We start from the raw sequence: 25,593 nt of genomic DNA, 5'->3' as shown, positions 1-25,593 counted from the left end.
AGGCACAGCGGGGGGCACGACGACATGAGGCTCGCGTTGCGACGCGCCAGGGGCACCGTCGGGCTGCTCCTCGCGGCGGTGGGGGCGACCCTGGTGGCCACGGTGGCGTTGACCGGGCTCGCCGCGTACCACCGCGAAGTGGTCGACTCCGGCACCCGTACGGTGCTGTCGGGCGCCACCGCGGAGGAGCAGACGATCCTGGTCCGCGCCGCCGCGGGCCGTACCGCCGGGGCCCTGCGGGAACGCGACGAGACGCTGCGGACCCGCCTCGACGTGGACCTGGCCGGCGTGCCGGCCCGCGTCAACGCCGCCGGGTACGCCGCCGGGCGGCAGTTGCGTGGCGACACCGGCGACGCGGTGCCCGACAGCGGTGGCACCACGTACGCCTCCGTGGTGTTCCTCGACGACCTCGCCGCGCACGCCCGGTTGACCGCCGGCGACTGGCCCCGCCCCGGCGACGAGGCCGTGCAGGTGGCGTTGGCGCAGCCGGTGGCGTCGGTGCTGCGGGTCGGTGTCGGTGACCGGATCCCCGTCACCGACGGGTTCACCGGTTCGGTCACCGACATGGCGGTGGTCGGGGTGTGGACGCCCACCGACCCGCGGGACCCCTACTGGCGGCTGGCCCCGGAGACCGCGTCGGGGGTGCTGCCCGGTTCGGCCACCTACGGGCCGTTGACCGTGCACCGCGAGGACTTCACCGCCCGGTTCCTGACCAACGCCTCCCTCGGCTGGCTCGTCGAACCCGACCTCACGGCGGCGGATGCCGGCGGCCTGGACCGACTCGCCGAGGCCGCCCGCAGGGTCAGCACACACACGCCGGCCGCCGCCGGGCTGGGTGACTCGGCCGTGGCCAGCACCGCACTGGACGACCTGGTGCAACGCCTGCAACGGGCCACGCTCGTCGGCCGGTCCGCACTGGTCACCCCGATGCTGCTGGTGGTCGTGCTCGGCGGGTACGCGTTGCTGCTGGTCGCCGTGCTGCTGACCGAGCAGCGGCGCGGCGAGACCGCGTTGCTGCGTGCCCGGGGTGCCGCCCGCTGGCAGGTGGCCGCGCTGGCCGCCCGGGAGGCAGTGCTGGTCGTGGCGCCCGCCGCCGTCCTCGCCCCACTCGCCGCCGTCGAGCTGCTCGGCCAGGCCGGTCGGCTGCCGGCGCTGGCCGCGGTGTCCCTGCGCCTGGACGACGGCCTCGACGCGATGGTGTGGCTGGTCGCCGGGCTCGCCGCGGCAGGCTGCGCCCTGGCGATGCTCGCGCCCAGCCTGCGGCGCGGCGACAGTTACGTCGCCGACCTGGCCAGCCGGTCCCGGCCGAGCCGCCGGGGCGTGGTGCAGCGGGCCGGGCTGGACGTCGTGCTGGTGGGGTCCGCCCTGCTCGGCTGGTACCAGCTGCGCCGGTACTCCTCGCCGCTGTCCCGGTCCCAGGGCGGCGACCTGGGCGTCGACCCGCTGCTGGCCGCCGCGCCGACCCTCGGGGTGCTCGCCGGGGCGGTGCTCGCCCTGCGGCTGCTGCCGCCGCTGACCCGGCTCGCGCAGCGGTGGGTGGACCGCCGACCGTGGACGGCGCTCATGCTGGGCACCTGGCAGGCGGGCCGGCGCCCCCACGCCGGGCCGGTGCTGCTGCTCGCCCTCGCCGTGGCGGTGGGCACCCTGGCCTGGTCGTTGGCCGGCACCTCCCAGCGGTCCCTCGGTGACCAGGCCGCCCACCGCGCCGGCGCGGACCTGCGTCTGGTCGAGGCCGACGGCGCCGCGCCGCCGGGCCGCGGCGACCAGCTCACCGGGCTGACCGGGGTGGCGTCGGCCCTGGCGACGTGGCGTGACACCCTGCGCGTCGCTCCGGCCGGGGATCCGGCCACGGTGCTGGCGTTCGACGCCGCCGCCGCGGCGGCGGTGGTCCGCATCCGACCCGACCTGGCCGGTGGGTCCCCCGCGGAGCTGTTCGGGGCGTTGAGCGCGCAGCGGGTCACAGCGGCCGACGTGGCCCTGCCGGCCGACGCGCGGCGGCTGACCGGGCGGCTGTCCACCCGGGTCGGCGGCAGCCGGGTGGTCACCCCGGTGCGCAGCTGGGCGGTGCTCGTCGACCCGAGGGGCGGGCACCGGCGGGTGGCGTTGGGCGTGACCGGCCAGGACGAGCAGGCACGGTTCGCCGTGGACCTGCCGGCCGGTTCCGGGCCGTGGCGGTTGGCCGGGTTCACGGCCGAAACCGTCGGCAGCGCCGGGCTTGTCGTGGACTGGCGGTTGACGGACCTGCGGGCCGGGCCCGCCGGTTCCCCGGGTACCCCCGTGGACCTGACCGTCGGCGGGCCGTGGCAGGTCGTCGACCGGGCCGGCCCGGTGGCCGCTCCCACCGCCACCGGCAACGCCCTCACCGCCCGGTACGCCCGCGACACCACCACCACCGGCGGACGGTTCGCTCCGTCGACGGTGCAGATCGGCGTGACCCGGCCGGCCGTCGGGCGGGTGCCGGTCGCCGTCACCCCGGCGGCGTTGACGCAGCTGCGACTGGACGTCGGTGCGCAGACCCGGCTGTTCCTCGGCGGAGCCGAGGTCGACGTCACCGTCGTCGCCGCGCCGGCGGCGTTGCCCGGCGACGTGGGGGACGCGGCGCTGCTGGCGGACCTGCCGTCGCTGAGCAACCGGGTCTTCCACGACCACGGGATCGTCCGTCCACCACAGGAGTGGTGGCTGGCGACACGGCCGGAACAGGCCGGGCAGGCCGCCGCGGCGGCGAACACCCTGGGCGGGCTGACGGTGTTGGACCGGCGGGTCGTCGCCGCCGAACTGGCCCGCGACCCGTTCGGCGTCGGCGCGCGGGGGGCGCTGTTCGCGGCGGCCCTGGCCGCGGTGCTGCTGGCCGCCGTCGGGGTGGCCGTGGACGTCAGCGCCACCGCCCGGCGGCGGGCCTCGGAACTGGCGGTCCTGCACACCCTCGGCGCGGGGCACCGGCTGGTGGCCCGTTCGTTGCTCGCCGAGCAGGCGTTGCTGGCGGGCACGGGGGTGCTCGTCGGGGTGGTGGTGGGCGTGGCGGTGGCCGCGACGATGGCCCCGCTGGTGATCCTCACCCCGTCGGCGGACCGCCCCGACCCGCCGCCGCTGTTGCAGGTGGACTGGTTGCCCGTCACGGCGACCGGCCTGGGGCTGCTGCTGCTCGCGCTGGCGTTCAGCGCGGCTGCGGCGATGACCGTGCGTCGGCGGCTGACCGCGGCGCAGCTGCGCATCGGGGAGGGACAGTGAGTCGCGTCGCGGGCTGGGCGGCGGGTCGACGGATCCGCGCGTACGCCGGTCAGGTGGGGTTGCTGGCGGTGCTGGGGCTGGTGGCGGCGCTGCTGCTGACGGCCGCGCCACGGCTGGCCAACCACCATGCCGACCAGGCGTTGCGCGCCGACCTGGTGCGGCTGCCGCACCAGGCCCGCGACCTGTCGGTCACCGTGGACCAGCGGCCCGAGCGGGTGGGCACGGCCGCCGCCGGGCTGGCCGACCTCGATCCGATCGCCGAGGCGCTGCCGTCGCCGCTGCCCGACCTGATCGGGCAGCGGTGGTACGGGGCGTGGCTGGCACCGGAGACGATGACCGCTGACGGTGACGTCGCGCCGATGAACGGCGGGGCGGCCAAGCAGGTGGGGTTGCGTGCCCAGACAGGCGTCGAGGAGGCCGCCACCCTCACCTCCGGGCGGTGGCCGGCGACACGGCCCGGACAGCCGGTGGAACTCGCGGTGTCGCAGCGTACCGCCCGGACCCTGTCCCTGGCGCCCGGCACGCGGCTGCGCCTCACCGGATCCGGCGGGGGCGCGCGGGCCGACGCGACCGTGGTCGGGGTGTTCACCCCCCGCGACGCGGCGGACCCGGTGTGGGACGACCTGGCGTCGGCGTTGGATCCGATCGTGCCGGCCACCGACGGCGACCCGTACGTCACCATCGCCGTCACCGACTGGACGGGGCTGGACTCGGTGGCGGTGCGCACCGCGACGCAGGCCCGCTACGGCTGGCGGTACCGGGTCGACGAGACACGGCTGGACGCGTCGCAGCTGACGCAGGTCAGTGCCGCCGTGGCGCAGGCCCGGCGCACGCAGTGGCGACCCGACGCAGTGGTGCAGACCTCACTGGACTTCGCGGTGGACCGCTTCGGTGCGCAGCTGCGGGCGGTGCGGGCCCTGCTGGCGGTGGTCCAGGCCGGGCTGGTGGCCAGTGTGGTCGGGTTGATCCTGCTGGCGGCGGGGCTGGCGGTGCGGCGTCGCGGTGCCGAGCTGGCGCTGCTGCGGGCCCGGGGCGCGTCCCTTCCCGCGATCGGGGTTCGGACCCTCGCGGAGACGGTGCCGGTGCAGCCGCTGGCGGTGCTCGCCGGCTGGCTCGCCGGCACGGCGGTGCCGGGTCGTGGGGGCGGTGGGACCTGGCCCCTGCTGGGGTTGGTGGCCCTGACCACGGCGGTGGTGCCGGTGCTGGCGATGGTGGGGCAGCGCCGGGTCGGGGTGGTCGCCGGGCGCACGGACCTGACGCGGTCGCGGCCGTCGGCGCGGCGACTCACCGCCGAGGCCAGCGTGCTGGCGCTGGCCGTGGCGGGGGTGGTGCTGCTGCGCCGGCGGGGCCTGGCCCCGGTCGACGGCGTCGACGTGTACCTGACGTCGGTGCCGGTGCTGGTCGCGGTGGCCGCCGCGCTGGTGGCGCTGCGGGTGCTGCCGTGGCCGCTGCGGCTGCTGGACCGGGCGGCCCGCCGGGTGCGCGGGGCGGTGCTGTTCCTGGGCGTGACCCGCGCCGGCCGGGGTGCGCCGGTCACCCTGGGACCGCTGGCGGTGCTGATCGTGGCGGTCAGCACCGGCGTGTTCGGTGGGGTGGTCACCACGACGGTCGGCGCGGCCCGGGACCGGGCCAGCGATCTGGTGGTGCCGGGTGACGCCTGGTTGACCGGCTACGCCTTCCCCACCGACGCCGGGCCGGACCTGGCCCGGGTGCCGGGGGTGACGGCGGTGGCGCGGGTGCGGCTGGAATCCAACCGTCGGGTGCTGGCCGGCACCGGCGCGGCAGCGCGGCTGGTGGGGCAGGCGCGGGTGATGGTGGTCGACGTTCCCGCGTTCACGCAGGTGGCCCGGCGTAGCGGCGTCGACGTGGACGTGCCCGCCGCGTTGCGGGCCGCCGCCCGGGGCGACGGCCCGGTCCCGGCGGTGGTGTCTCCGGCCGTGGCGCGGTCGCTGGCCGGTGGTGGGGCGGCCGACGTGCAGGGCCGGGTGTACGCGTTCACGGTGGCCGCGGTGGCGGCGACGTTTCCCGGGCTGGGCACCGACAGCGAACGGTTCGTGGTGCTGCCCTGGCAGGCGTTGCCGGAACACGCGGACACCCCGATCGTGGCGAACCGGTACCTGGTGGCCGGCGACGTGACGGACGCGACGCGGCTGCTGTCGACGGCCGACGAGGCGCAGTGCCGCCACCAGGGCGCGGTGCTGGGGGTGCCGGTGGAGCAGCCGGAGCTGCCGGCCGCGGTGCAGACGCGGCGGGCGTACCGGGCGGAGCTGGACCGGACCGGCGCCAACTCGGTGTTGACGTTGGCGTTCACGGCGGGTGCGGCCGGCGGCGCGGCCCTGGCGGTGCTGGCGGTCGGGTTCGCGGTGGTCGCCGACGCCGCCGGGCGGGGTCGGGTGCTGTCCCGGCTGCGCACGATGGGGTTGTCGGCGCGGCAGGGCCGCCGGCTGCTGGTCTACGAGCTGGTGCCGCTGGTGGTGGTGGCGGCGGGTGCCGGCGCGGCCGTCGGAGTGGCGTTGCCCCGGCTGCTCGGCGACACGCTGGGCCTGTCGGCGTTCACCCCGGGGGCGGCGGTGCGCGACCACCTGGACCCGCGGGTGGTCGCGGGGGTGCTGGCGCTGGTCGTGGTCGGGCTGGTCGCCGGCCTCGCGGTGGAGAACCTGGTGAACCGACGGATGCGTCTCGGTGAGGTGCTCCGGGTGGGAGAGGAGAACTCATGACCGTCGTCCGGGAGGTACCGGACCTTGTCACGCTTCAGCGGCGGGCCGCGCAACGCGCCGCCGACCGCGCCGGTGGCGCGGACCGGCTGCGCGGGCACATCGTGTGTGACGGGTTGGTGCGCATCTTCACCACCGAGGGTGTCGAGGTAGTCGCCCTGCAGGGGTTGGATCTGGTCGTCGACCGGGGTGAGCTGCTGGCGATCGTGGGGGCGTCCGGGTCCGGCAAGTCGACGGTGCTGAACATCCTGTCCGGGTTGGACACGCCGACGGCGGGGATCGCCCGGGTGGCCGGCTACGACCTGTTGACCATGTCGGCCGGTAAGCGGCTGGCGTACCGCCGACACACGGTGGGGTTCGTGTGGCAGCAGACATCGCGCAACCTGCTGCCGTACCTGACTGCGCGGGAGAACGTGGAGCTGCCGATGCGGCTGGCCGGTCGCCGGGGTCGGGCGGCGCGGTCCCGCGCGGCGCAGCTGCTGGAGATGGTGGGTGTCGGTCACTGCGCGCAGCGCCGGCCGGGGCAGATGAGCGGCGGCGAGCAGCAGCGCTGCGCGGTGGCCGTGGCGGTGGCCAACGACCCGGAGGTGCTGTTCGCCGACGAACCGACCGGTGAGCTGGACGAGGCCACCGCGGCGGAGGTGTTCGCGGCGCTGCGCACCATCAACGCGGAGCTGGGCGTGACGGTCGTCGTGGTCACCCACGACCAGCAGGTCGCCGCGCAGGTCCGCCGGACCGTCGCGATCCGCGACGGCCGGACCGCCTCCGAGGTACGCCGCTCGGCGCGGGTCGGTGCCGACGGTGTGGAGGAACTGGTCACCGAGGAGTACGCGGTGCTGGACCGGGCCGGGCGGATGCAGTTGCCGGCCGGGTTCGTCGACGCGTTGGCGCTGCGGGACCGGGTCAGGCTGACCTTGGAGCCGGACCACGTGCAGGTCCGCTCCGGCGACGAGGAGGTGGCACGGTGAGCGACGAGCTGGTGCGGGTCGAGGGGTTGCACCGCGAGTACCGCGGCGCGGGGCAGGTCGTGCACGCGGTGCGGGACGTGTCGTTCCGCGCCGGGCGGGGTGAGCTGGTCGCGGTGCGGGGCCGTTCGGGGGCCGGGAAGACGACGCTGCTGAACCTGGTGGGCGGGCTGGACCGGCCCACGTCGGGTCGGGTGTGGGTGGCCGGGCGGGAGGTGACCGGCGCCGGGGAGCGGGACCTGCTGGCGTTGCGCCGCGACACCATCGGTTTCGTGTTCCAGTCGTTCGGGTTGATCCCGATCCTGTCGGCGGCGGAGAACGTGGGCGTGCCGATGCGGTTGGCGAAGGTGCCGGCCGCCGAGCGGGAGCAGCGGGTGGCGGTGCTGCTGGAACTGGTGGGCCTGGGCGGGCAGGCGGCGCAGCGGCCGTACGAGATGTCGGGCGGGCAGCAGCAGCGGGTGGCGATCGCGCGGGCCCTGGCCAACGATCCGCCGCTGCTGGTGGCCGACGAGCCGACGGGTCAGCTGGATTCGGAGACGGGCCGTTCGGTGATGGACCTGCTGCGGGCGCTGGTGCGGGCGCGGGGAATGACGGCGTTGGTGGCCACCCACGACCCGACGCTGGTGGAGCTGGCCGACCGGGTGCTGGTGCTGCGGGACGGGCGGCTGGTGCCCGAGCGGGAGCCGGCGGCGGCCTGATCAGTACGGGTCGCCGCAAACCCGCCACGACCCGTCCTCCTTGACCACGGTCAGTTCCCGCTGCTCGGTGGTGCCTCCCTCGCGGGTGAGGGTGACGGTGACGGTGCCGTGGGGGCGGCCGCCGCGGGTGGTCACCGACACGTCGACGATTTCGTGGTCGCGCACGACCGGTGGGGTGCGGACCCAGCTGGTGAAGCCGACTTCGCTCCACCGGGTGCGGGTGTCGGAACACAACCGGTCGTAGGCGCCGTCGGTGTCGCCGGAGCCGACCTGGCGCAGGAACTCGTCGGCGGTCTCCCGGACCGGTCCGGAGGCGCCGGTGACGACCTGCACGTTCCAGGCGCCCAGCCCGGCCACCCCGACGCAGCACAGGGCGACGCCCGCGCCGGCGAACACCAGGCCGGTGCGCACCGGTCGGCGTGGCCGGGCGGGCCGGCTCCACGGCTGCCCATCGCCCACTCCTCGACCGTAGAGAATCGGCCGGGTCGGCGGGCCGGAAAGCGGGCCGGGGGTTCAGGTGCGGCGGCGGGCGCGGGCGGCCCAGATGACGTACGCCGGGTCGCGGTCGAGGTTGTGCCGGTCGCGGTCGTAGCGGCGGGTGGTGCGGGGGTCGGCGTGGCCCATCGCGTCCTGCACGTCCTCCAGGGGCACGCCCTCGGCGCGGGCGGTGGTGGCGAACGCGTGGCGCAGCGAGTGCGGCGACAGTTGCGCCCAGGCGGGGATGCCGGCGGTGTGGGCGAGGCGGCGGACCATCCGGAACACGGAGTGCCGGTCGAGGCGGGCGCCGCTGGCGGTGACCAGCAGCGGGCCGGTGAGCTGGTCGACGGTGACGCCTCGGGCGGCGGCGCGCTGCGCCAGGTAGGCGTCGAGGGCGTACGCGGTGCCGGGGGTGAGCGCGCGGCGGCGGGCCTTGCCGCCCTTCCCGACGAACCGGACGCTGCGGTGTCCCCGTTCCGCGCCGAGGTCGGTCAGGTTCAGCGACACCAGCTCCCCCACCCGCAGGCCGAGGTCGGCCAGCAGGGCGATCGCGGCGCGGTTGCGGGCGGCGGTCGGGCCGGTGTCGGCGTCGGCGGCGGCGAGCAGCGCGTCGACCTCTTCGGGGTTGAGTCCGATGGTGGCGGAGTGGTCCCGGTCGACGCGGGGACGGTCGGCGCCGGCGACGGGGTTGGCGTCGATGACGCGCAGCTTGACCAGGAAGTCGTACCAGCTGGACAGGGCGGACAGCTTGCGGGCCACGGTGGCGGGGGTCAGCGGTCGACCGCTGCGCACCGCGACGGTGGCTTCCAGGTCCCGGCCGTAGGCGTTGACGTGCAGGAAGTTCGCGCGCAGCGGGTCGAGTTCCCGCGCGGCGCACCAGGCCAGCCAGCCGGCGACGTCACGCCGGTACGCGTCGCGGGTGTGGTCGCTGAGCCGGCGGTTGCGCAGCCAGGCGTCGGTGAAGTCGGCCGGCGTGCCGGGTAGGTCGGGCCGGGCGGTCGGGCGGGCCAGCACCGGCACGTCGGAGAAACGCATGTGAAAGAGGTTCTCAACGGCCGGAGGGGTTGGCGAACAGGCGCGCCGGCAGGATTCCGATCATCCAACGTCGGCGGCGCCGCCCGCGACCCCGCCGTCGGCCACCCCACCGCCGGGGACCGCGACGGGCTCGTCCAGGACACCGCCGTCGACGACCCGCCACCGGCGGGTCACGCCGACCGCCGAGGCGAACCAGGTGTCGTGGCTGACCAGCACCAGCGTGCCGCGGAACTGTCGTAGTGCCTCCTCCACGACCTCCAGCGCGTCGACGTCGAGGTAGTTGGTCGGCTCGTCGAGCAGCAGCACCTGCGCGGGGCTGTTCACCAGCACCGCGAGCAGCAGCCGGCGCAACTGCCCGGCCGACAGGGTGCGCAGCCGGGCGTCCCACTGCCGGGGCCCGAACAGGTGTGCCGCCAGCAGCGCCTCGGCGTCGTCGGCGTACACCGGCACCCGGGAGCGGAAGAAGTCGCGGACCGTGACGTCGGTGCGCAGCGTGTCGTGGGTCTGCGGCAGCAGCGCCACCGGCCCGCCGGCGGTGACCGCACCCCGGTCGGGGGGCCGTTCGCCGGCCAGCACCCGCAGCAGGGTGGTCTTGCCGCAGCCGTTGGGCCCGGCCAGCAGGATCCGCTCGCCGCCGCCGATGGTGAGGTCAAGCCCGTCGAGCAGGGTACGTCCACCGGCGTCCACGCCCACGCCGCGCAGGTGGAGCACCTCGTCGGCGGTGGTGGTGTGCTGCGGGAAGGCCAGGCTCAGCGGCGGGCGGGTCTGCGGCCGGGCGATCCAGCGCACCGACTCCATCTGCCGACGCAGCCGCCGTTCGCGGGCCTTGGCCTTGCGGGCCACCTTCTTGGCGTAGCGGCGGGTCTGGTCGGCGCCGAGGCCGGTACGGACGCTCTCCTCCACCCCGCGCGCCTGTTCCTTGGTGCGGGCGATGTCGGCCAGCCACCGCTGGTGGTCCTTCTGCTGGGCCTCGTAGTCGAGCAGCAGGCGCTCCCACCGGCGGGCCTTCTCCGCCCGGTAGGCGCTCCAGCCACCGGGGTAGGTCTGCGGCTCGTCGTGGATGCCGTCGAGTTCGACGATCCGGGTCGCCACCCGGTCGAGGAACGCCCGGTCGTGGCTGACGGCCAGCACCGCGCCGGGGAACCCGGCGAGCCAGCGGCCCAACCAGTCGATGCCGTCGGCGTCGAGGTGGTTGGTCGGCTCGTCGAGGACCAGCAGGTCCGGGTTGTCGAGCAGTGCGCGGGCGAGGGTGAGGCGGGCCTGTTCGCCGCCGCTGACCTGCGCCAGCGGGGTGTCGTCGTCGAGGTGGTCGACGCCGAGACGCTGCCGGACGTCGTCGAGTCGGGCGCGGGCCCGCCAGCCGTCCAGCGTCGTCCACCTGTCCTGGGCCTGCCCGTACGCCGCGACGGCGGCGGTGTCGCCTGCGGACATCTGCCGTTCGAGCCGACGCAGGAGCTGTTCGAGGTCGTGCAGTTCGCCGAGGGCGTCGGCGAGGAGGTCACCGACGGTGGCGGTGGGGTCGGGAACCTGCTGGGTGACGTGGCCGACCCGGGTGCCCGGGGCGAGCGCCACGTGGCCGCGGGTCGGGGCCTCCTGACCGCTGAGCACCCGCAGCAGCGTGGACTTGCCGACGCCGTTGGGGCCGACGAGCCCGACCCGGTCGCCGGGGTTGCAGACGATGTCGAGGCCGCTGAACAGGGGCTCGCCGTCGTACTGCTTGCAGACGGATGTGGCTTTCAGCACGGGTGGACCTCCGCGGGACGACGGGCGGGACCAGCCCGCGGGGTCGCGGGCGGTCGGTGCGCGTGGCGGCGGGGCGTCGGCCCGGCCGCGTCCGGCGGGATCTCACATGTGTCGGTCGGCTCCTCGGGGCCCGGCTGCGGGGACGTGGTGAAGTCTGTCGGCGGCGGCGGCGGTCGCGCCACCGATTATCCGGCAGGGCGCGGGACCGGTGTCCGTCCCGCGCCCTGCCGGTCAGGTGAGCAGCCTGCGGCCCAAGCGAGTCCGCAGGCCGCATCGGTTCAGGCGTCGATCTGCCTGCGGCCGTCGCCGCTGGTGGTGACGGCGACCCGGCGCGGCTTGGCGCGCTCGGCGACCGGGATGCGCAGGGTGAGCACCCCGTTGTCGTAGCCGGCCTCCAGCTTGTCGGTGTCGAGGGTGTCGCTGAGGAACACCTGCCGGCTGAAGGTGCCCATGGGGCGCTCGGCGGCGACGAGTTCGACCCCGTCGCCGGTGGGGCGACGGCGCTCGGCGCGGACGGTCAGCACGTTGCGCTGCACGGTGCAGTCGATGCTGTCGGGGTCGACGCCGGGCAGGTCGAACGCGGCGTAGAAGTGGTCGCCGTCGCGGTAGGCGTCCAGGTGCATGATCGCGGGCCGGCTGGTGGTGCCGAAGAACTGCTCGGCGATCCGGTCGATCTCGCGGAAGGGGTCGGTGCGCATCAACATGGCGGGCCTCCTCGGTTCCTCTGGCCGAAGGTGTCTGGGGTTGAGTCCAGGCGACTCAACTTCCTCCTCCTATATAGCGCGCGACTCACCGGGCGTCAACTCGGCGGCCCGGTCCGCCAGTACACACCCCGCTCCCGGGCCAACAGACCCTCGTCGACCAGGTGACGGCGCAGCGTCACGTGATCCGATCCGCCCCCCGCGCACCAGGCGCGCAGCCGTTCGTCCACGGCCCGCTCCGGATAGCGCACCCCCGGCTCGAACGACTCGGCGGCCACGTGCGTCAGCACCACCCGCCGCCGACCCCGCTGCGCCGGCAGTCCACGCAGCACCCCGTCGCCCACGAACGTGCGCAGCACCCGGTCGCCCGGCTCGGCACCGCGCTCCCCCGCCGGGGTGCCCGGCGTACGCGCCAGGTCCCGCAGCCCGTCCGCGTCGACCCTCAGGTCACCTCCGCCGGCGACCACCAACCCCGCGTCGCCCAGTCGGCGCACCGCTGTCGCCACCTCCCGCGCGGCCAGGCCCGTGCGCGCGGCCACCGCCGCGACGTCCGGGTCGCCCAGCACGATCGCGGCGAACACCCGCCGCCGCCCGTCATCGGCGAGAGCCCCCGCCACCTGCTGTGCCGTCACCCCGCACACCCTGCCACCGGCATACGCCCCCCGCCACGCCATTACCGGCCGATCCGACCACGGAGGCAGCACGCACAATAACAGTCATTATGGTGCGCAGACGTTATGCCCGATTCCTCCCGCCTGATTTTCGGATTGCCGGTCAACGTAATTCGATAATTGCCCGCTGACGCGGCGGTGAAGTCGACGCTTCGCGCTTGGGTGGCTGCGCCAGCCGTGACGCCCCCCGCTCCGGTTCGTTGAGCACGCATGGGTGTGAAGCGGCGTGGTATCGGTCGGATCCGGCGGATGAGCGGTGGACGTTGATCGAGCCGGTGCTGACCGCGTGGCGAGCGGCGCGGGTGGGGGTTGCGTCGGTGCAGGACTCCGTCGACAGCCGGCACCTGCTCGCCGGGAGGAGCCTCCAGGTTCAGCCCCCGCCGGTGGGTCGTGGAACCAACCTTCGGCTGGCTGATGCAGCACCGGCGGCTCGTGCGCGGCTACGAGGCCCTTCCGCCCGTCGCCGACGCCGCCACCGAGGTCGGGTTACTGCGCCACCACCATGAGTGGTGCGTATCCAAAGACTGAAGCTCGTAGCCAGTGAACTGATCGCGGCGATGTGGAGGTTGCTGTGCCTCGTCGGACCCGGCCCTGGGTGTGGGCTGGACGCGTGCTGTTCGGCGTGATCGTCGTCGCATTGGCGGTTCACCTGGTTGTGGTGGGCTTAGACGAGGCCGACAAGGTGGCTAGCGGTATCAGTGCGGTGGTGGCGTTGGTCGCCGTGGGCACGCCGTACCTCCTGCCCCCGCCGTCGCCGGGAGGTGTGCCGACGCCTGAGCCGGACCGAAGTGAAGACACCGGCGCGGCCCACGCCACGGGCGGCGGGCAGGCCAACACCGGACTGCAGGCGGCCGGTGTCGAACGGCCGGCACAGATCGCACGTTCGGGTGATGCGACCGCCGACGGGCCGGGCTCGGTGGCGAACACCGGTGTCCAGCTCCGGCGACGTGCGTGACGCCCGGCGAGACCTCCGTTCCGCACGCCGGTGCCGGACGGGCCCAGAACACCGTGACTGACTCTGGCAACGCGACCGCCGATCACGACGGCATTGCCATCAGCGGCATCGTCAGCATCGAGACGCATCATCATCCACCGGTGCGGGGTGCCGTGCTGACACTTCTTCTTCTGATCGTGCTGGGCCTGTGCGGAGGACTGCTCTGGCGCACATTCGAGGTGTCACAGGGGCTCGTTGGCCGCCTGTCAACACACTTGGCAACCAGGCCCACCTTGCCGGAGCTCTACCAGGCCGATGCGCCTGGTGCGGAATGCGACAAGGGTGGGGCACGCTGGACCCTCCTGGAGGGCAAGGTCACCTGTACCGGTCAGCGGGCGCTCTACCAGGACGCCAGCGTCTCGTTCGACTGGCCCGGTCGGGCCTTTCCGCCCGCGTACGAGATCACCCTCCACGCCGACGCTCTAGGTCCCACGTCATGTATCGGCATTCTGATGCGCGACAAGTACGGCGTGTCGGCGTGCGCCTCGGGTGGTGTCCAAATCCTTCGGCTCGAACCCCGAGCGACCGTGACAGCTGGCAAACCCACCCGCACGTTCACGCGGGCGCAGATCACCGTCCGCGTGGAGGAACAAAAGCTCACAGTGACCGTATTCACCTTCGACAGTAATCAGGTGATCACGCTCACGGTGGACGATGACTACGGCTCAGGGGACGTGCTCGCAATCCTCGTCTCTTCGCCGGACGACAAGCCAGCCGAGCGCGCCACGGCAACGCTCCATGGCTTCCAGTATCGGGCGATCTCCTAGCTACGTAACGGCCCTTGAGGGCCAACGCTCGGAGAAGTCCCGTTAGGCAAGATCATCTTTGGTGGGCGGGCGTCGCGGTGCGACGTGGGGCAATAACGATCGTTTCTGCTCCACGCCCGCCAACGTCTTCGCCGGCGGCAATCTGCCCTCGAAACCGGTAGCGAAACTATGTAGCAAAACCGGCGTGTAGCAGAAGACTCGAAACTGCCGTTCTCGCTACGGTGGGGGAATCTCATTCACTGGAGGGCGCTGTGAAGGATCTTGTGATCCTCAACGATGACCCGAGCTCCCGTGAGGATCTAGTCGGGCTGGCCCGGGTGTCCACCGACGCCCAGGAATTGGCTCGCCAGATCGACGCCCTCAAAGCCGTCGGTTGCGCCCGGGTCTATCTCGATAAGGCTTCAGGCAAGAAGGGCACCAGCCGACCCGGCCCGGCCGCAGCCCTTGACCACGTGCGCCGCGGTGACCCCCTTGTCGTTCTCGACCTGACCCGGCTCGGCCGCGACACCCGTGAACTGCTCGCCATCGTCGAAGACGACCTGCACGCTGACGGCCGCCACTTCCGCACGCTCGACGGCATCGTGCTCGACACCAGCGACGACATGTGCGGCGAGCTGATCTTCACCGTGTTCGCTGCCATCGCGAAGTTTCAGCGTCAGCAGATCGTCAAGGGCACCCGCGAAGGCCTCGACGCCGCCCGCGCCCGAGGCCGGGTTGGCGGCCGTCCGCGCGCGCTGACACCCGAGCAGATCGCCGATGCCCGGATCTTGCTTGGTGCCGGGCAAACTCGGACCGCCGTCGCCGCAAAACTACGGGTCTCCCGTTGGACGCTCAGCCGCGCCCTCGATGCTGCGTCCCCATGAATCCGGGTGCCTCCGGCGGCGGAGGGTAGCTTCAGCGGGGGAAGTACGCGACATCGCCGACCGGAGTGTGTAGAGGTGTCTTGCCGGCGCAGCCCGGTTTGGTGATGGGGTCAGGGCCGGCCGGCCGCGACTGCGGCGCCTGCTCGGGCATAGCGTTCGGCGATGTCTTCTGGCATCGGGGATCGCATGAGCACCAGTTCGTAGAAGATCGGTGCGCTGGAAGCGATCAGTACGGTTCGTGCGTCGATGTCTTTCATGGCCTCGCCTCGGCGGACTGCTCGTTGGACGGCGACGGCAGCGTGGGCGTAGCGGTTCTCCCAGAATGAGCGGAGCGCGTGGGCGGCGGCCGGGGAGCGGAACGACGCGGCGACGAGTGCCCGGGTGATTGATGGTTCTTGCGTCAGGGCGGCGACGATCTGGCGGTTGATGGCGAGCAGGTCGTCCAGTAGTGAGCCGGTGTCCGGCGGTTCCCATGGGTGTTCGCGGGCGGCGTCGAGGGAGTCGGCGAGCAGGCCGCCGGTGTCGCGCCAGCGGCGGTAGACGGTGGTGCGATGGACTCCCGAGCGTGCTGCGACGGCGTCCATGGTCACGGCGTCGTAGCCGCCTTCCAGGAGTAGTGACGCGACGGCGTCGAGTACGCGTTCGCGGGTGCGGGCGGTTCGGCCGCCGGGCCGGGATTTCCCGGAGAAGACGGAAGGGACTTGCGCATCTGACGTCATGTGCCTAATGCTACATCCGTAGCGTTTACGGATGGAGGGCTGATGCCACCACTTGAGACAACACTGTGTCGTGAGGTAGTCCTGCCGTCGGGTTGGACACCGTACGCCGTGACCGGGGACACCGCCGGGACTTTGTGGATGACGGTTCTGACTCCGCCGGGACTCGCACGGTTCACGCCTGCCGAAACTCCGGTCGGCGGTGAGGCAGGTTCCTCGTTCCGGCACGAGTGCCTTCCTCGCAGTGACGGTCATCCGATGCTGCTGGCCGTCGCCTCTGACGGCGCGCTCTGGTGCACCCGTACCGACGATCGGCTGAGCCGACGAGACGCCTCCGGCGACCACACGGTGATCGACCTGGCACCCGGATCAGCGCCTTACGGCATCGCCGCTGCGCCTGACGGTGGAGTTTGGTTTACCGCACCGGGCCTCAACCAGATTGGCAGGATAGTTACCGCATCGGGGGACTTGACCATGCTCGACCTGCCGGTTCCCGAGGCTCGGGCGGCGATGCTCACCGTCGATGGTGCAGGCCGACCGTGGGTTGCGCTCAACGCCGCCAGTGCCCTCGCTTACGTGAACGACGGTGCGGTACGGATTGTCGAACTACCCGCTGGCAGGGCGCCTGCCGCGCCGGTCGGCATCGCCGCCTCCCCAGCGGGGATCTGGTACGCGGACATCGCCGGCGGCTGCGTTGGTCGTGTCGATCCGTCCGGCTCGGTAGAGAAGATCAGCTTCACCGACGCCGCATGCCGGCCACACGCCGTAGCGGCCGACACCGATGGCGGATGCTGGGTCACGCTGTGGGGCTCTGCCCAGCTGGCCCAGATCGCCGCCGACGGCGACGTGACCCTTCACCAATTGCCTGGGCGAGAGCCGCACGGGTTATGGATCGAGGACGGCCTGGTGTGGGTGGTGATGGAGACCGGTTCCCTGAATGCGGTCAAGAAAGGCTGGAATACGTGAGTAAAGAGATCTTTTTCGAGGTCGACGGCGGCACGGTGACCGCCCTGGATCACGGCGGCACCGGGTATCCCGTGCTTCTCGTGCACGGCAGCGGGCACAACGCCGCCGCGTGGGAAGCGGTAGTGGCGGGCCTTCTGCCGCGACATCGGGTGATCGCCGTCGACCTGCGCGGCCACGGCCACAGCACCGCCGAGTCGAGAACCGCCGAACAGTACTGGCGCGATCTGGCCGTTGTCGTTACCCCTCGGGTTGGGAAAGCCCGCTGTTGGTCGGCCACTCCACCGGCGGCTACGCCGTCACCGCGGTAACTGCCGCAGGCCTCGTCGAGCCCAGCGGGATCTGCATCGTCGACGGGCTGGTCCTTGATGACCGGCAGACCGTCTCCCGTACTTTCGGGCAATTCCGCACCCCGCAGGCCGCCGAGGAACTGCGGCGTACGTTCGGGTACGGACGCCGTTTCGATGCCGCACAACGTGACGCCTGGATCGAGAAACAGGCGGCCGACGCACCCACCGACTGGCTCAACGCCGGCGCTGATCCCGAGCTCGTACGCGCGGTCGGTGCACGAAGCTTTCTCAGCGACGGCGGCGGCGTGTTCACCCGAAGGCCCACGACAGAGGAGATCGCGGCCACGACCACCACACCACCGGACGCGCCGCTTGATGCTCATACCGGGTGTTACGCCGCTCCAGGTATCGCTTCACACACGACGGATCTTCGATCTGCAGCTGGACCGCCACGTAGTCCACCACCGCCGACGGCACATCCAACGGATCCGGCAGAAACCGGCCCACCTGCCGAACCGTCACCAACTGCAGGGCGAAACCCAGTCGCGAGTGCGCCCCAAGATACTCCGCGACCAGCTCACGATCCGCGTCATCGAGGAAGAAGACCCGCTCCAGCGCTTCGCGGTTCGGCGGCGTCTCGGCATACCGGCCGAACCCATCCATCTCCGCCTGCGACAAGAAGCTCACCGTCGATGACATGAGCGATCACCGTACGCGGCACCACTCCAGACCACCAGAGAAGTTGATCCTGCCTAACGGGACTTCTCCGAGCGTTGGTCCTCAAGAGCCGTAACCGCCGTACCGCTCTTCCTCGACCCCGTGGCCGGTCACCCGAATCGACCCAGCCTGACAGCCTCCTTGAGGAAGACGACGCCGTCGATCATGTCGAGGTGAGCCGGGTCCAACGGGAAGTAGGCGACATCGTGGGAGATGCGCGGGGCGGGCTTCGTGATGGTCGCGGCCAGACGGCGGGCGTCGATGAGGGAACGGTCCCACGGAAGCGTGGACAGCAGGCCCTCGACGGTGTCCGAGGGCGGGGCGTCGTCGCCCACCGTGCCGAGGGCTGAGGCCAGGAAGGCGTACCGGTCGCCCAGGTGCGTTTCGGCGATGGCCGCCGCGCTCCACCACTCCAACTGCTGGTCGCCGAGCGGCATGAAGCTCTTGCTCCGTTGCAGATGGAGGTTGTGGCCGAAGACCAGGGCCGGGCCGTTCTCGGCGACGGCGCGCAGGTTGGCGGCCATCATGGCGTCCCGCAGGCCCGACAGTCTGGCTATCCGGGTCGGCGACGTGTCGGCCATCCAGTGGTGGTAACGGAGCAGGCCGACGGCGGTACGCCCGTACAGCGCCGCCCTCTCTCTGGCCTCCGCGCTCAGCCGCGGCGCCTGCGTGTCGAGCAGCGCCACCAGATCGTCGGCGAGCAGCCGCAACCGCTGGGCGTCGGCGGACCGGCCGACCGATTGCGACGGGTCCATGACGGTGGCTTCGTTCGTCCACCGGTCGTCGGGGCCGAGCAGCGTGTCCAGGGTTTCCATCGCGCACGGGAGCGGGCCGTCGAGGAGGCCGTGGAGGCCGGTGAGCGCTTGGCGGGGGCTCGCGGCCCAGTACTCCAACGGCCCGTCGAAGCCGTGGAACCGGAGCTTCTCGTCGTGCCCCTCGTTGTACGCGCGCATCCAGCGCACCAGCTCCCGGTTGGCCGGTGACGCGCCGAAGCCGTGGCTGAAGCCACGATCCATGACGTCGTCGAGATCGCCAATGCCTGTCGTGACGTAGTCGTCGACCACGAGTCCCCTGAGGCAGTCGCTCTCGATGGCGAACGACCGGTAGCCCTCATGCTCGACCAGATGCCGGAAGATCTCGTTGCGCTGCTCCCCCAACTCCTCCACGAAGTGCCTGGCCTCGCCCAGACCGAGCAGCAGTGGCTTGGCGGGAAGCGACCGGAGAAACCCCGAGACGACCGCACCGTCGAGCGGCCGGGCCGCGTCGTTGATACCCATGCCTTAAACCGTATCGTTGAACCCACGGTGTAAACTTTTCAGCGAAATCCCGCTCCTGGGGCGATAGACCTTCAACTGGTGAAGCAACCATGAGGCCCGTTGACCTGGCGCGCGAGCACGGCCTGTCAACCCAGGCGATCAGGAACTACGAGGGCGTCGGCATCCTGCCCGCCGCCGAACGCACCGTGCACGGCTACCGCACCTACACCCCGCTGCACGCGTGCGCCCTACGCGCGTTCCTCTCCCTCGCGTCCGGGCATGGTCACCAGACGGCCACTCTGATCATGCAGGCGGTCAACCGGGACGCGACCGAAGACGCGTTGCGGCTCATCGACGAGAGCCACGGCCAACTCCTCGACGACCGTCGAACCCTCCAGACCGTCGAAGCCGCGCTCCGCGATCTTGCGCCCGTGCCGCAGGAACGCGGCGACACCTTCATCGGTCCCCTGGCCAGACGGCTCGGCCTCCGCCCGGCCACCCTGCGCAAATGGGAGAACGCCGGGCTGGTCCGGCCGCGCCGCGATCCGCTGACCGGATATCGGATATACGGCGCGGCTGACGTACGTGACGCCCAGCTGGTCCACCAGCTCAGGCGTGGCGGCCACCTGGTGGAGCAGATCGCCCCGCTGATCACGCAGGTCCGCTCCGCTGGAGGCGTCGCCCCGCTGGAGTCGACCCTGCGCGACTGGCAGGCCCGCCTGTCCGCCCGGGGCCGCGCCATGCTCAAGGGTGCCGCTGACCTGGACGCCTACCTCCGCGCCCGCGAACCCTGACGGCCGGGTCCCGTCCACCACGAACGGCCCGTCACGGCAACACCTGTTCGCCACGCGCCGACGAGCAGCGTCTGCGCGGCGGCCGGCGGTCACGCCTGGCTGAGGTCGAGGATGCTCCAGCCGGCGGGCAGCACGGCGGCGGCCGGCCCGGGGGCGGTGGTGGCCAGGTGCGCCTGGTGGGCGAGAGCGGCCCGGGCAGCATGGCCGATGGCGATGTCGCCACCTGCGGCGCGGGCGAGAACGCCGGCCTGGCGGGCGTCGTCGATGCCGGGATCGGCACCGAGAGGCAGCACGGTGACGGTCGGGGTGGCGGTCAGGAGAGTGAGCAGGGCGGCGCCGACCTCGCTGCTCGTGGCGGCGTAGGCGGCAGCGAGGCAGGCGGCCGGCACACCGACGAGGCGGCCCTCGTCGGCCACCTCGGCGATCAGTTCGCCGACGGCGACCTGCCCGTCGACGTACGCGGCGAGCGTGGTGGCGTCCAGGACCACGGCGACCTGGTCGCCGCTCACGCGGCCTCGTCGAGCAGGCGCCGCCCTTCGGTTAGGGCCTCGTCGGGGATCGGGGTGGCCAGGCGGTCCCGCCAGCGGGCCTTGCCGGCGTCGGTGACCTCCATGCCGGCGCGGCGCAGCACCTCGTCGAGCTGGGTGCCGGCCATCTGCGCGCGGACGGCCGCCGTGATCGCGGCGCTGACGTTGGGCTGACCGTCGAGCCACCGGGCGACGTCGTCGGGGACGCTGATGGAGCGCTTCGCGGTCATGGGGCCGAGCCTACCTCGCCGGTAGCACCGCCGGTACTACCAACCGACGCCCTGGCGCGGCAGGTGGGATCACCGCCGCACCGGGTACCCGCGCCGGATGAGGCCGGACACCGAGACCGTGGACGTCGACGAGCCGCTCGCCGTGGACGTACCCCCGGCACCGCACGACGCCAGCGGTGAACGCGTACCGACCCGCGACCTGGCCGGGCTGGCACCACCCGCCCACCCGGCACGCCGTTGGACCCCACGGCGGGTCGTCGCCACCCCGGCCGCCCTGGACCATCCGCACGGCCGACGGATCGCCGCCCGGGTCGAGGCCCTCGGCATCGAGGTCGAGCGGCTGCGCGCCAACCGGCTGACCGGGGTACGCGGACAGACCGAGCGGGAGACCTACGCGCGGGCGAAGTCGACCATGGCGATCGTGGTGAGCCCGCCCGCACGGCGCAAACTGCAACCGATCGCCCCGAGCGCGGACTGGCGGTTCGACCTGGCCGAGGGATGCCCGGCGCACTGCCAGTACTGCTACCTCGCCGGCTCGCTGTCCGGTCCACCGGTCACCCGGGTGTACGCGGACGTCGACGACATCCTCGCCGGGCTGGCCGACTACACCGGACGGGGCACGGTGACCAGCCGCAGCGCCGAGCGGGCCGACGAGGGCACCACGTTCGAGGCGTCCTGCTACACCGACCCCCTCGCCCTGGAGCACCTGACCGGGAGCTGGCGGCGGGCGGTGGAACACTTCGCCGCCTGGGAGGCCCCGGTGCAGCTGCGCTGGACCACCAAGTACGCCGACGTCGACACGTTCGTGGGCCTGCCGCACGCCGGTCGTACGCGGGTGCGGTTCAGCGTCAACTGCGCGCCGGTCAGCACCCGGATGGAGGGCGGCACCGCCACCGTCGCGGCCCGGCTCGCGGCACTGCGCCGGCTGGCCCTCGACGGCTATCCGGTCGGCCTGACGATCGCCCCGATCATGCCGCTGCCCGACTGGCGGGAGCACTACGGTCTGCTCCTCGACCAGGTCGCGGCGGCCGTGGCCGGGGTGCCCGGGCTCGACCTCACCGCCGAGCTGATCACCCACCGGTTCACGCCCGGCAGCAGGGAGGTGCTGCTCGGCTGGTATCCGCGTACCCGGGTGGAGATGGACGAGGCGTCACGCAGCCGCAAGTACGGCAAGTTCGGCGCGGTGAAGTACGTGTACCCGCGCGAGGTGATGACCGAGTTGCGGACCTGGTTCGAGCGCGAGCTGGCCGCCCGGGTGCCGCCGTGCCGCGTCCTCTACTGGACCTGACCGTCGTTCCTCCTGACCTTCACCTTCGGGGCAGGCCCCGGCCTGGTGCGTGCCGGTCGTGTGCCCGGCACGCGGGAGGATGTCGACGTGGGGCTGCTGGGCCGCCTCGAACGTCTTCACGGCCCAGCGTCACGCGCCAGGGCGGTTGCCATCAGGCGGGCAGGACCCGCGGGTCCTGCCCGACGAGATCCAGAACCGGCACAGGTGGGCGTTCAGCGTGCCACCCGGATGGGGATCTGCCCGGCGCCACGCTGCCGCAAGCAGGCCCGTACGTCGTCGTCCACCGTCACCTCCGGGTCAGCGGACCGGCCCGTCAGGGCTCGTAGTCGAGGTTGGGCCGCAGCCGGCGTTGCACCTCGGCCAGCGGCAGGCCCCGCCGGGACGCGTAGTCCTCGACCTGGTCGCGGCCGACACGCCCGACGGTGAAGTACCGCGACGCCGGATGGGCGAGGATCAGCCCGCTGACCGCCGCCGCCGGGGTCATCGCCCACGACTCCGTCAGGCCCAGGCCGAGCGTGTGGGCGTCGAGCAGGTCGAACAGTTCCGTCTTCAGGCTGTGGTCGGGAGTGGCCGGGTAGCCGAACGCCGGCCGGATGCCGCGGAACCTCTCGGCGTGCAGGTCTTCCACGCGGGGGTCGGCGTCGGGTTCGAACCATTCCCGCCGCGCCCGCAGATGTACGTGCTCGGCGAACGCCTCGGCGAGCCGGTCGGCCAGGGCCTTGACCATGATGGCGCGGTAGTCGTCGTGGTCGGCCTCGAACCGGGCGGCCAGGTCGTCGGCGCCGTGCACGGCGACCGCGAACCCGCCGAGGTGGTCGCCGGCGGGCGCGACGTAGTCGGCCAGGCAGCGGTTCGCGCGGCCCTGCGGCTTGGCGGTCTGCTGGCGCAGCATCGGCAGGCGTACGCCGGCCCCGTCGAGCACGACGTCGTCGCCCTCGGCGTGGGCGGGCCAGAAGCCGTACACCCCGCGCGCCCGCAGCGACCCGTCGGCCACGATCGTGTCGAGCAGCCCGGTGGCGTCGTCGTACAGCTCGCGGGCGACGGGCTGGTCGAGGATGGCCGGGAACCTGCCGCGCAGCTCCCAGGCCAGGAACAGGAACTGCCAGTCGATCATGTCGCGCAGCTCGGCGAGGGACGGCTCGACGACACGCAGGCCGGTGAACGCCGGCACCGGCAGATCGGTGAAGTCGACCCGTTCCCGGTTGTCGCGGGCCTGCGCCAGGGTGAGCAGAGGGCGCGCGACCCGGTTGGCGTGCTGCTCGCGCAGTCGCTGCTGCTCGGCGCGGTTGGCCGTGTCCAGGGTCTGCGCGCGGCCCGGGTCCAGCAGGTCCGACACGACCCCGACGACCCGGGACGCGTCGAGCACGTGCACGGTCGGGCCGTCGTACGCGGGGGCGATGCGTACCGCCGTGTGCTGCCGGGAGGTGGTGGCCCCGCCGATCAGCAGCGGCATCCGCAGACCTCGGGCCCGCATCTCCTCGGCGACGGCCACCATCTCGTCCAGTGACGGTGTGATCAGCCCCGACAGGCCGACGGCGTCGGCGCCCTCGGCGACCGCCGCGTCGAGGATCCGGGCGGTCGGGGCCATCACCCCCAGGTCGATCACCTCGTAGTTGTTGCAGCCGAGCACGACGCCGACGATGTTCTTGCCGATGTCGTGCACGTCGCCCTTGACGGTGGCGAGCACGACCTTGCCCTGGCCCCGGCCGGTGGCCTTCTCCTTCTCCAGGTAGGGCTCCAGGTAGGCGACGGCCCGTTTCATCACCCGGGCGCTCTTGACCACCTGCGGCAGGAACATCCTGCCCGCCCCGAACAGGTCACCGACGACCTTCATGCCGTCCATCAACGGGCCCTCGATGACGTCGAGGGGACGGTCCAGCAACTGCCGGGCCTCCTCGGTGTCGGCCTCGACGTGGTCGGTGATGCCGTGCACCAGCGCGTGGGTCAGCCGCTCGGCGACAGGCGCGGCGCGCCAGGCCAGGTCGACCTCGCGGCGGGTGCCGCCGCCGGTGACGGTGGAGGCGAAGGCGACCAGCCGGTCGGTGGCGTCCGGACGGCGGTCGAAGATCACGTCCTCGACGAGGTCGCGCAGCTCGGTGGGGATCTGCTCGTACACGGCGAGTTGACCGGCGTTGACGATGCCCATGTCCAGGCCGGCCCGTACGGCGTGCAGCAGGAATGCCGAGTGCATCGCCTCTCGCACGACGTCGTTGCCGCGGAACGCGAACGACAGGTTGGAGATGCCGCCGCTGGTGCGGGCACCCGGGCAGCGCTGTTTGATCAGCGGCAGGGCGTCGATGAAGGCCCTGCCGTAGCCGTTGTGTTCGGCGATGCCGGTGGCGACGGCCAGGACGTTGGGGTCGAAGATGATGTCCTGTGGCGGGAAGCCCGCGGAGTGCACGAGCAGGTCGTACGCGCGGGCGCAGATCTGCACCTTGCGCTCGACGGTGTCGGCCTGGCCCTGCTCGTCGAACGCCATGACGACCACCCCGGCGCCGTGGGCGCGGATCACCCGGGCCTGGGCCAGGAAGGTCTCCTCGCCCTCCTTGAGGCTGATCGAGTTGACCACGCCCTTGCCCTGCACGCATTTGAGGCCGGCTTCGAGCACGCTGAACCGGGAGCTGTCGATCATGACCGGGATGCGGGCCACCTCGGGCTCGGTCGCGATGAGGTTGAGGAAGGTGGTCATCGCCTGCTCGCTGTCGAGCAGGTCGGCGTCCATGTTGACGTCCAGCAGGTTGGCGCCCCCACGGACCTGTTCCAGGGCCACGTCGACGGCCCCGGCGTGGTCGCCGGCCTCGACGAGGCGGCGGAACCGGGCGGAGCCGGTCACGTTGGTCCGCTCGCCGATCATGACGAAGCCGGTGTCGGGGCCGATCGTGAACGGTTCCAGTCCGCTGAACCGCGTCGCCGCCGGCACGTCGGGCACGGCGCGCGGCGTCGCGCCACGAACGGTGCGGGCGATCTGGGCGATGTGCTCGGGGGACGTGCCGCAGCACCCGCCGACGACGTTGACCAGCCCGGCCGTGGCGAACTCCCCCAGCAACGCGGCCGTCTGCGGCGGCGTCTGGTCGTAGCCGCCGAACGCGTTGGGCAGGCCGGCGTTCGGGTGCGCGGCCACGTAGGTGCCGGCCAGTCGGGACAGCTCGGCCACGTGCGGGCGCATCTCCGTCGCGCCCAGCGAGCAGTTCACCCCGACGACGAGGGGCTGCGCGTGGGCGATCGACTGCCAGAACGCCTCGACCGTCTGCCCGGACAGGGTGCGACCGCTGAGGTCCACGATGGTGACCGAGATCCACAGTGGCAGCTGTGGCGCGACCCGGCGGGCGGCCGCGACCGCCGCCTTCGCGTTGAGGGTGTCGAAGATCGTCTCGATGAGCAGCAGGTCGACGCCGCCCTCGGCGAGGGCGGCGATCTGCTCCGCGTACGCGGCCTCGACCTGGTCGAAGGTGACCGTCCGGTACGCCGGGTCGTCGACCCGGGGCGACAGCGACAGGGTGACGTTGAGGGGGCCGACGGAACCGGCGACGAACCGGCCACCCACCTCGTCGGCGGCCTGTCGGGCCAGCCGGGCACCGGCCACGTTCATGTCGTGGACGAGGTGCGCCAGACCGTAGTCGGCCTGGCCGACGCTCGTCGCGGTGAACGTGTTCGTGGTGGTGATGTCGGCCCCTGCCGCCAGGTACCGGCGGTGGACGTCCAGGACGAGGTCGGGTCGGGTCAGGTTGAGCAGGTCGGGGTCGCCGGTCACGTCGTAGGGGTGCTCGTCGGTGATCACCGTTCCGCGGTAGTCGGCGGTGGTCAGCCGGGCGCCCTGGAGCATCGTGCCCCACGCGCCGTCGAGCACGGCGATCCGCTCGTCGAACACCTGCCGCAGAGCTGCCGTGGCCGGGCCGCCGGTTCCGGGTCGAGTCATGCCGTCGCCTCCGAGATCATCGGAGGCGCCCTTGGGTCGT

General features: G+C 72.7%; 22 protein-coding genes and 1 pseudogene. 12 read left to right on the top strand and 11 right to left on the bottom strand.

What is annotated here, in order from left to right:
* Window positions 1–24: 24 nt before the first annotated feature.
* From GA0070616_RS26810 to GA0070616_RS26795, 4 genes are read left to right on the top strand one after another with little or no spacing between them, the layout of a single operon-like run.
* Window positions 25–3,228 (top strand): FtsX-like permease family protein, encoded by a 3,204-nt coding sequence (locus tag GA0070616_RS26810; protein ID WP_091089265.1) that lies wholly within the window; start codon window positions 25–27, stop codon window positions 3,226–3,228.
* Window positions 3,225–5,945, top strand: a complete 2,721-nt coding sequence (locus GA0070616_RS29260) for an FtsX-like permease family protein (RefSeq protein ID WP_091089262.1) — start codon at window positions 3,225–3,227, stop codon at window positions 5,943–5,945. The genes GA0070616_RS26810 and GA0070616_RS29260 overlap by 4 nt, the downstream gene beginning before the upstream one ends.
* Window positions 5,942–6,910, top strand: coding sequence for an ABC transporter ATP-binding protein (locus GA0070616_RS26800; protein ID WP_091089258.1), 969 nt, complete (start codon window positions 5,942–5,944; stop codon window positions 6,908–6,910). Before GA0070616_RS29260 ends, GA0070616_RS26800 begins: the two co-directional genes overlap by 4 nt.
* On the top strand, window positions 6,907–7,605 hold the full coding sequence (locus GA0070616_RS26795) for an ABC transporter ATP-binding protein (RefSeq protein ID WP_091089253.1): 699 nt from the start codon (window positions 6,907–6,909) through the stop codon (window positions 7,603–7,605). Before GA0070616_RS26800 ends, GA0070616_RS26795 begins: the two co-directional genes overlap by 4 nt.
* Here the strand turns inward: GA0070616_RS26795 and GA0070616_RS26790 are convergent, their stop codons facing one another.
* The 5 genes from GA0070616_RS26790 to GA0070616_RS26770 all read right to left on the bottom strand — a co-directional run bounded on the left by GA0070616_RS26790 (window position 7,606) and on the right by GA0070616_RS26770 (window position 12,193).
* Window positions 7,606–8,064, bottom strand: a complete 459-nt coding sequence (locus GA0070616_RS26790; RefSeq protein WP_091089250.1) for an Rv0361 family membrane protein — start codon at window positions 8,062–8,064, stop codon at window positions 7,606–7,608.
* A 54-nt stretch (window positions 8,065–8,118) separates the two neighbouring features.
* A complete protein-coding gene (locus tag GA0070616_RS26785) occupies window positions 8,119–9,117 on the bottom strand; it encodes a tyrosine-type recombinase/integrase (protein ID WP_091089247.1) in 999 nt (332 codons plus the stop codon).
* A gap of 60 nt (window positions 9,118–9,177) precedes the next feature.
* A complete protein-coding gene (locus GA0070616_RS26780; protein WP_091089245.1) occupies window positions 9,178–10,860 on the bottom strand; it encodes an ABC-F family ATP-binding cassette domain-containing protein in 1,683 nt (560 codons plus the stop codon).
* Between the two features lie 278 nt (window positions 10,861–11,138).
* Window positions 11,139–11,564 (bottom strand): Hsp20/alpha crystallin family protein, encoded by a 426-nt coding sequence (locus GA0070616_RS26775; RefSeq protein WP_091089242.1) that lies wholly within the window; start codon window positions 11,562–11,564, stop codon window positions 11,139–11,141.
* Between the two features lie 95 nt (window positions 11,565–11,659).
* Window positions 11,660–12,193, bottom strand: coding sequence for a DUF2087 domain-containing protein (locus GA0070616_RS26770; protein WP_091089239.1), 534 nt, complete (start codon window positions 12,191–12,193; stop codon window positions 11,660–11,662).
* A 417-nt stretch (window positions 12,194–12,610) separates the two neighbouring features.
* Between GA0070616_RS26770 and GA0070616_RS29510 the strand changes: the two are divergent.
* From GA0070616_RS29510 to GA0070616_RS26750, 4 genes and pseudogenes are all read left to right on the top strand, one after another.
* A pseudogene (locus GA0070616_RS29510) lies at window positions 12,611–12,688 on the top strand (IS5/IS1182 family transposase); the annotation flags it as partial.
* A 154-nt stretch (window positions 12,689–12,842) separates the two neighbouring features.
* Window positions 12,843–13,187 carry a hypothetical protein gene (locus GA0070616_RS26760; protein ID WP_091089236.1) on the top strand — a complete coding sequence of 115 codons (345 nt, stop codon included), beginning with the start codon at window positions 12,843–12,845 and terminating at the stop codon, window positions 13,185–13,187.
* Window positions 13,184–13,993, top strand: a complete 810-nt coding sequence (locus GA0070616_RS26755) for a hypothetical protein (RefSeq protein ID WP_091089233.1) — start codon at window positions 13,184–13,186, stop codon at window positions 13,991–13,993. The genes GA0070616_RS26760 and GA0070616_RS26755 overlap by 4 nt, the downstream gene beginning before the upstream one ends.
* A gap of 251 nt (window positions 13,994–14,244) precedes the next feature.
* A complete protein-coding gene (locus GA0070616_RS26750) occupies window positions 14,245–14,856 on the top strand; it encodes a recombinase family protein (RefSeq protein ID WP_245712911.1) in 612 nt (203 codons plus the stop codon).
* A 110-nt stretch (window positions 14,857–14,966) separates the two neighbouring features.
* Here GA0070616_RS26750 and GA0070616_RS26745 read toward each other — a convergent pair whose 3' ends face one another.
* Window positions 14,967–15,575 carry a TetR/AcrR family transcriptional regulator gene (locus GA0070616_RS26745; protein WP_091089229.1) on the bottom strand — a complete coding sequence of 203 codons (609 nt, stop codon included), beginning with the start codon at window positions 15,573–15,575 and terminating at the stop codon, window positions 14,967–14,969.
* 42 nt (window positions 15,576–15,617) lie between these two features.
* Between GA0070616_RS26745 and GA0070616_RS26740 the strand changes: the two genes are divergently transcribed.
* The gene (locus GA0070616_RS26740; protein ID WP_091089222.1) at window positions 15,618–16,538 is read left to right on the top strand and encodes a Vgb family protein; all 921 of its coding nucleotides are present in this window, start codon (window positions 15,618–15,620) and stop codon (window positions 16,536–16,538) included.
* Window positions 16,535–16,846: an alpha/beta fold hydrolase gene (locus GA0070616_RS26735; RefSeq protein WP_217628240.1), complete on the top strand. Its 312-nt coding sequence runs from the start codon at window positions 16,535–16,537 to the stop codon at window positions 16,844–16,846. Before GA0070616_RS26740 ends, GA0070616_RS26735 begins: the two co-directional genes overlap by 4 nt.
* Window positions 16,847–17,134: 288 nt before the next feature.
* Here the strand turns inward: GA0070616_RS26735 and GA0070616_RS26730 are convergent, their stop codons facing one another.
* Together GA0070616_RS26730 and GA0070616_RS26725 are read right to left on the bottom strand one after the other, a co-directional pair.
* A complete protein-coding gene (locus GA0070616_RS26730) occupies window positions 17,135–17,524 on the bottom strand; it encodes a DUF4158 domain-containing protein (RefSeq protein WP_091089215.1) in 390 nt (129 codons plus the stop codon).
* 128 nt (window positions 17,525–17,652) lie between these two features.
* Complete coding sequence (locus GA0070616_RS26725) at window positions 17,653–18,819, bottom strand: erythromycin esterase family protein (RefSeq protein ID WP_091089211.1); 1,167 nt, start codon at window positions 18,817–18,819, stop codon at window positions 17,653–17,655.
* Window positions 18,820–18,908: 89 nt separating this feature from the next.
* On the opposite strand from GA0070616_RS26725, the gene GA0070616_RS26720 reads away from it, so the two are divergent.
* Window positions 18,909–19,592, top strand: a complete 684-nt coding sequence (locus GA0070616_RS26720) for a TioE family transcriptional regulator (protein ID WP_091089210.1) — start codon at window positions 18,909–18,911, stop codon at window positions 19,590–19,592.
* 89 nt (window positions 19,593–19,681) lie between these two features.
* Here the strand turns inward: GA0070616_RS26720 and GA0070616_RS26715 are convergent, their stop codons facing one another.
* Window positions 19,682–20,101 (bottom strand): hypothetical protein, encoded by a 420-nt coding sequence (locus GA0070616_RS26715; protein WP_091089206.1) that lies wholly within the window; start codon window positions 20,099–20,101, stop codon window positions 19,682–19,684.
* A complete protein-coding gene (locus GA0070616_RS26710) occupies window positions 20,098–20,349 on the bottom strand; it encodes a hypothetical protein (RefSeq protein WP_091089202.1) in 252 nt (83 codons plus the stop codon). The genes GA0070616_RS26715 and GA0070616_RS26710 overlap by 4 nt, the downstream gene beginning before the upstream one ends.
* 97 nt (window positions 20,350–20,446) lie before the next feature.
* Here GA0070616_RS26710 and GA0070616_RS26705 point away from each other — a divergent pair, with 97 nt between their 5' ends.
* Window positions 20,447–21,637, top strand: a complete 1,191-nt coding sequence (locus tag GA0070616_RS26705; protein ID WP_217628239.1) for a spore photoproduct lyase family protein — start codon at window positions 20,447–20,449, stop codon at window positions 21,635–21,637.
* A gap of 313 nt (window positions 21,638–21,950) precedes the next feature.
* Here GA0070616_RS26705 and metH read toward each other — a convergent pair whose 3' ends face one another.
* Window positions 21,951–25,553 (bottom strand): methionine synthase, encoded by a 3,603-nt coding sequence (gene metH / locus GA0070616_RS26700; RefSeq protein ID WP_091089199.1) that lies wholly within the window; start codon window positions 25,551–25,553, stop codon window positions 21,951–21,953.
* Between the last annotated feature and the right edge of the window lie 40 nt (window positions 25,554–25,593).

This window comes from Micromonospora nigra, from assembly GCF_900091585.1.
Lineage (GTDB): Bacteria > Actinomycetota > Actinomycetes > Mycobacteriales > Micromonosporaceae > Micromonospora > Micromonospora nigra.
The sequence above is the reverse complement of the archived record's forward strand: the minus strand, read 5'-3'. Positions and strand labels throughout refer to the sequence as shown.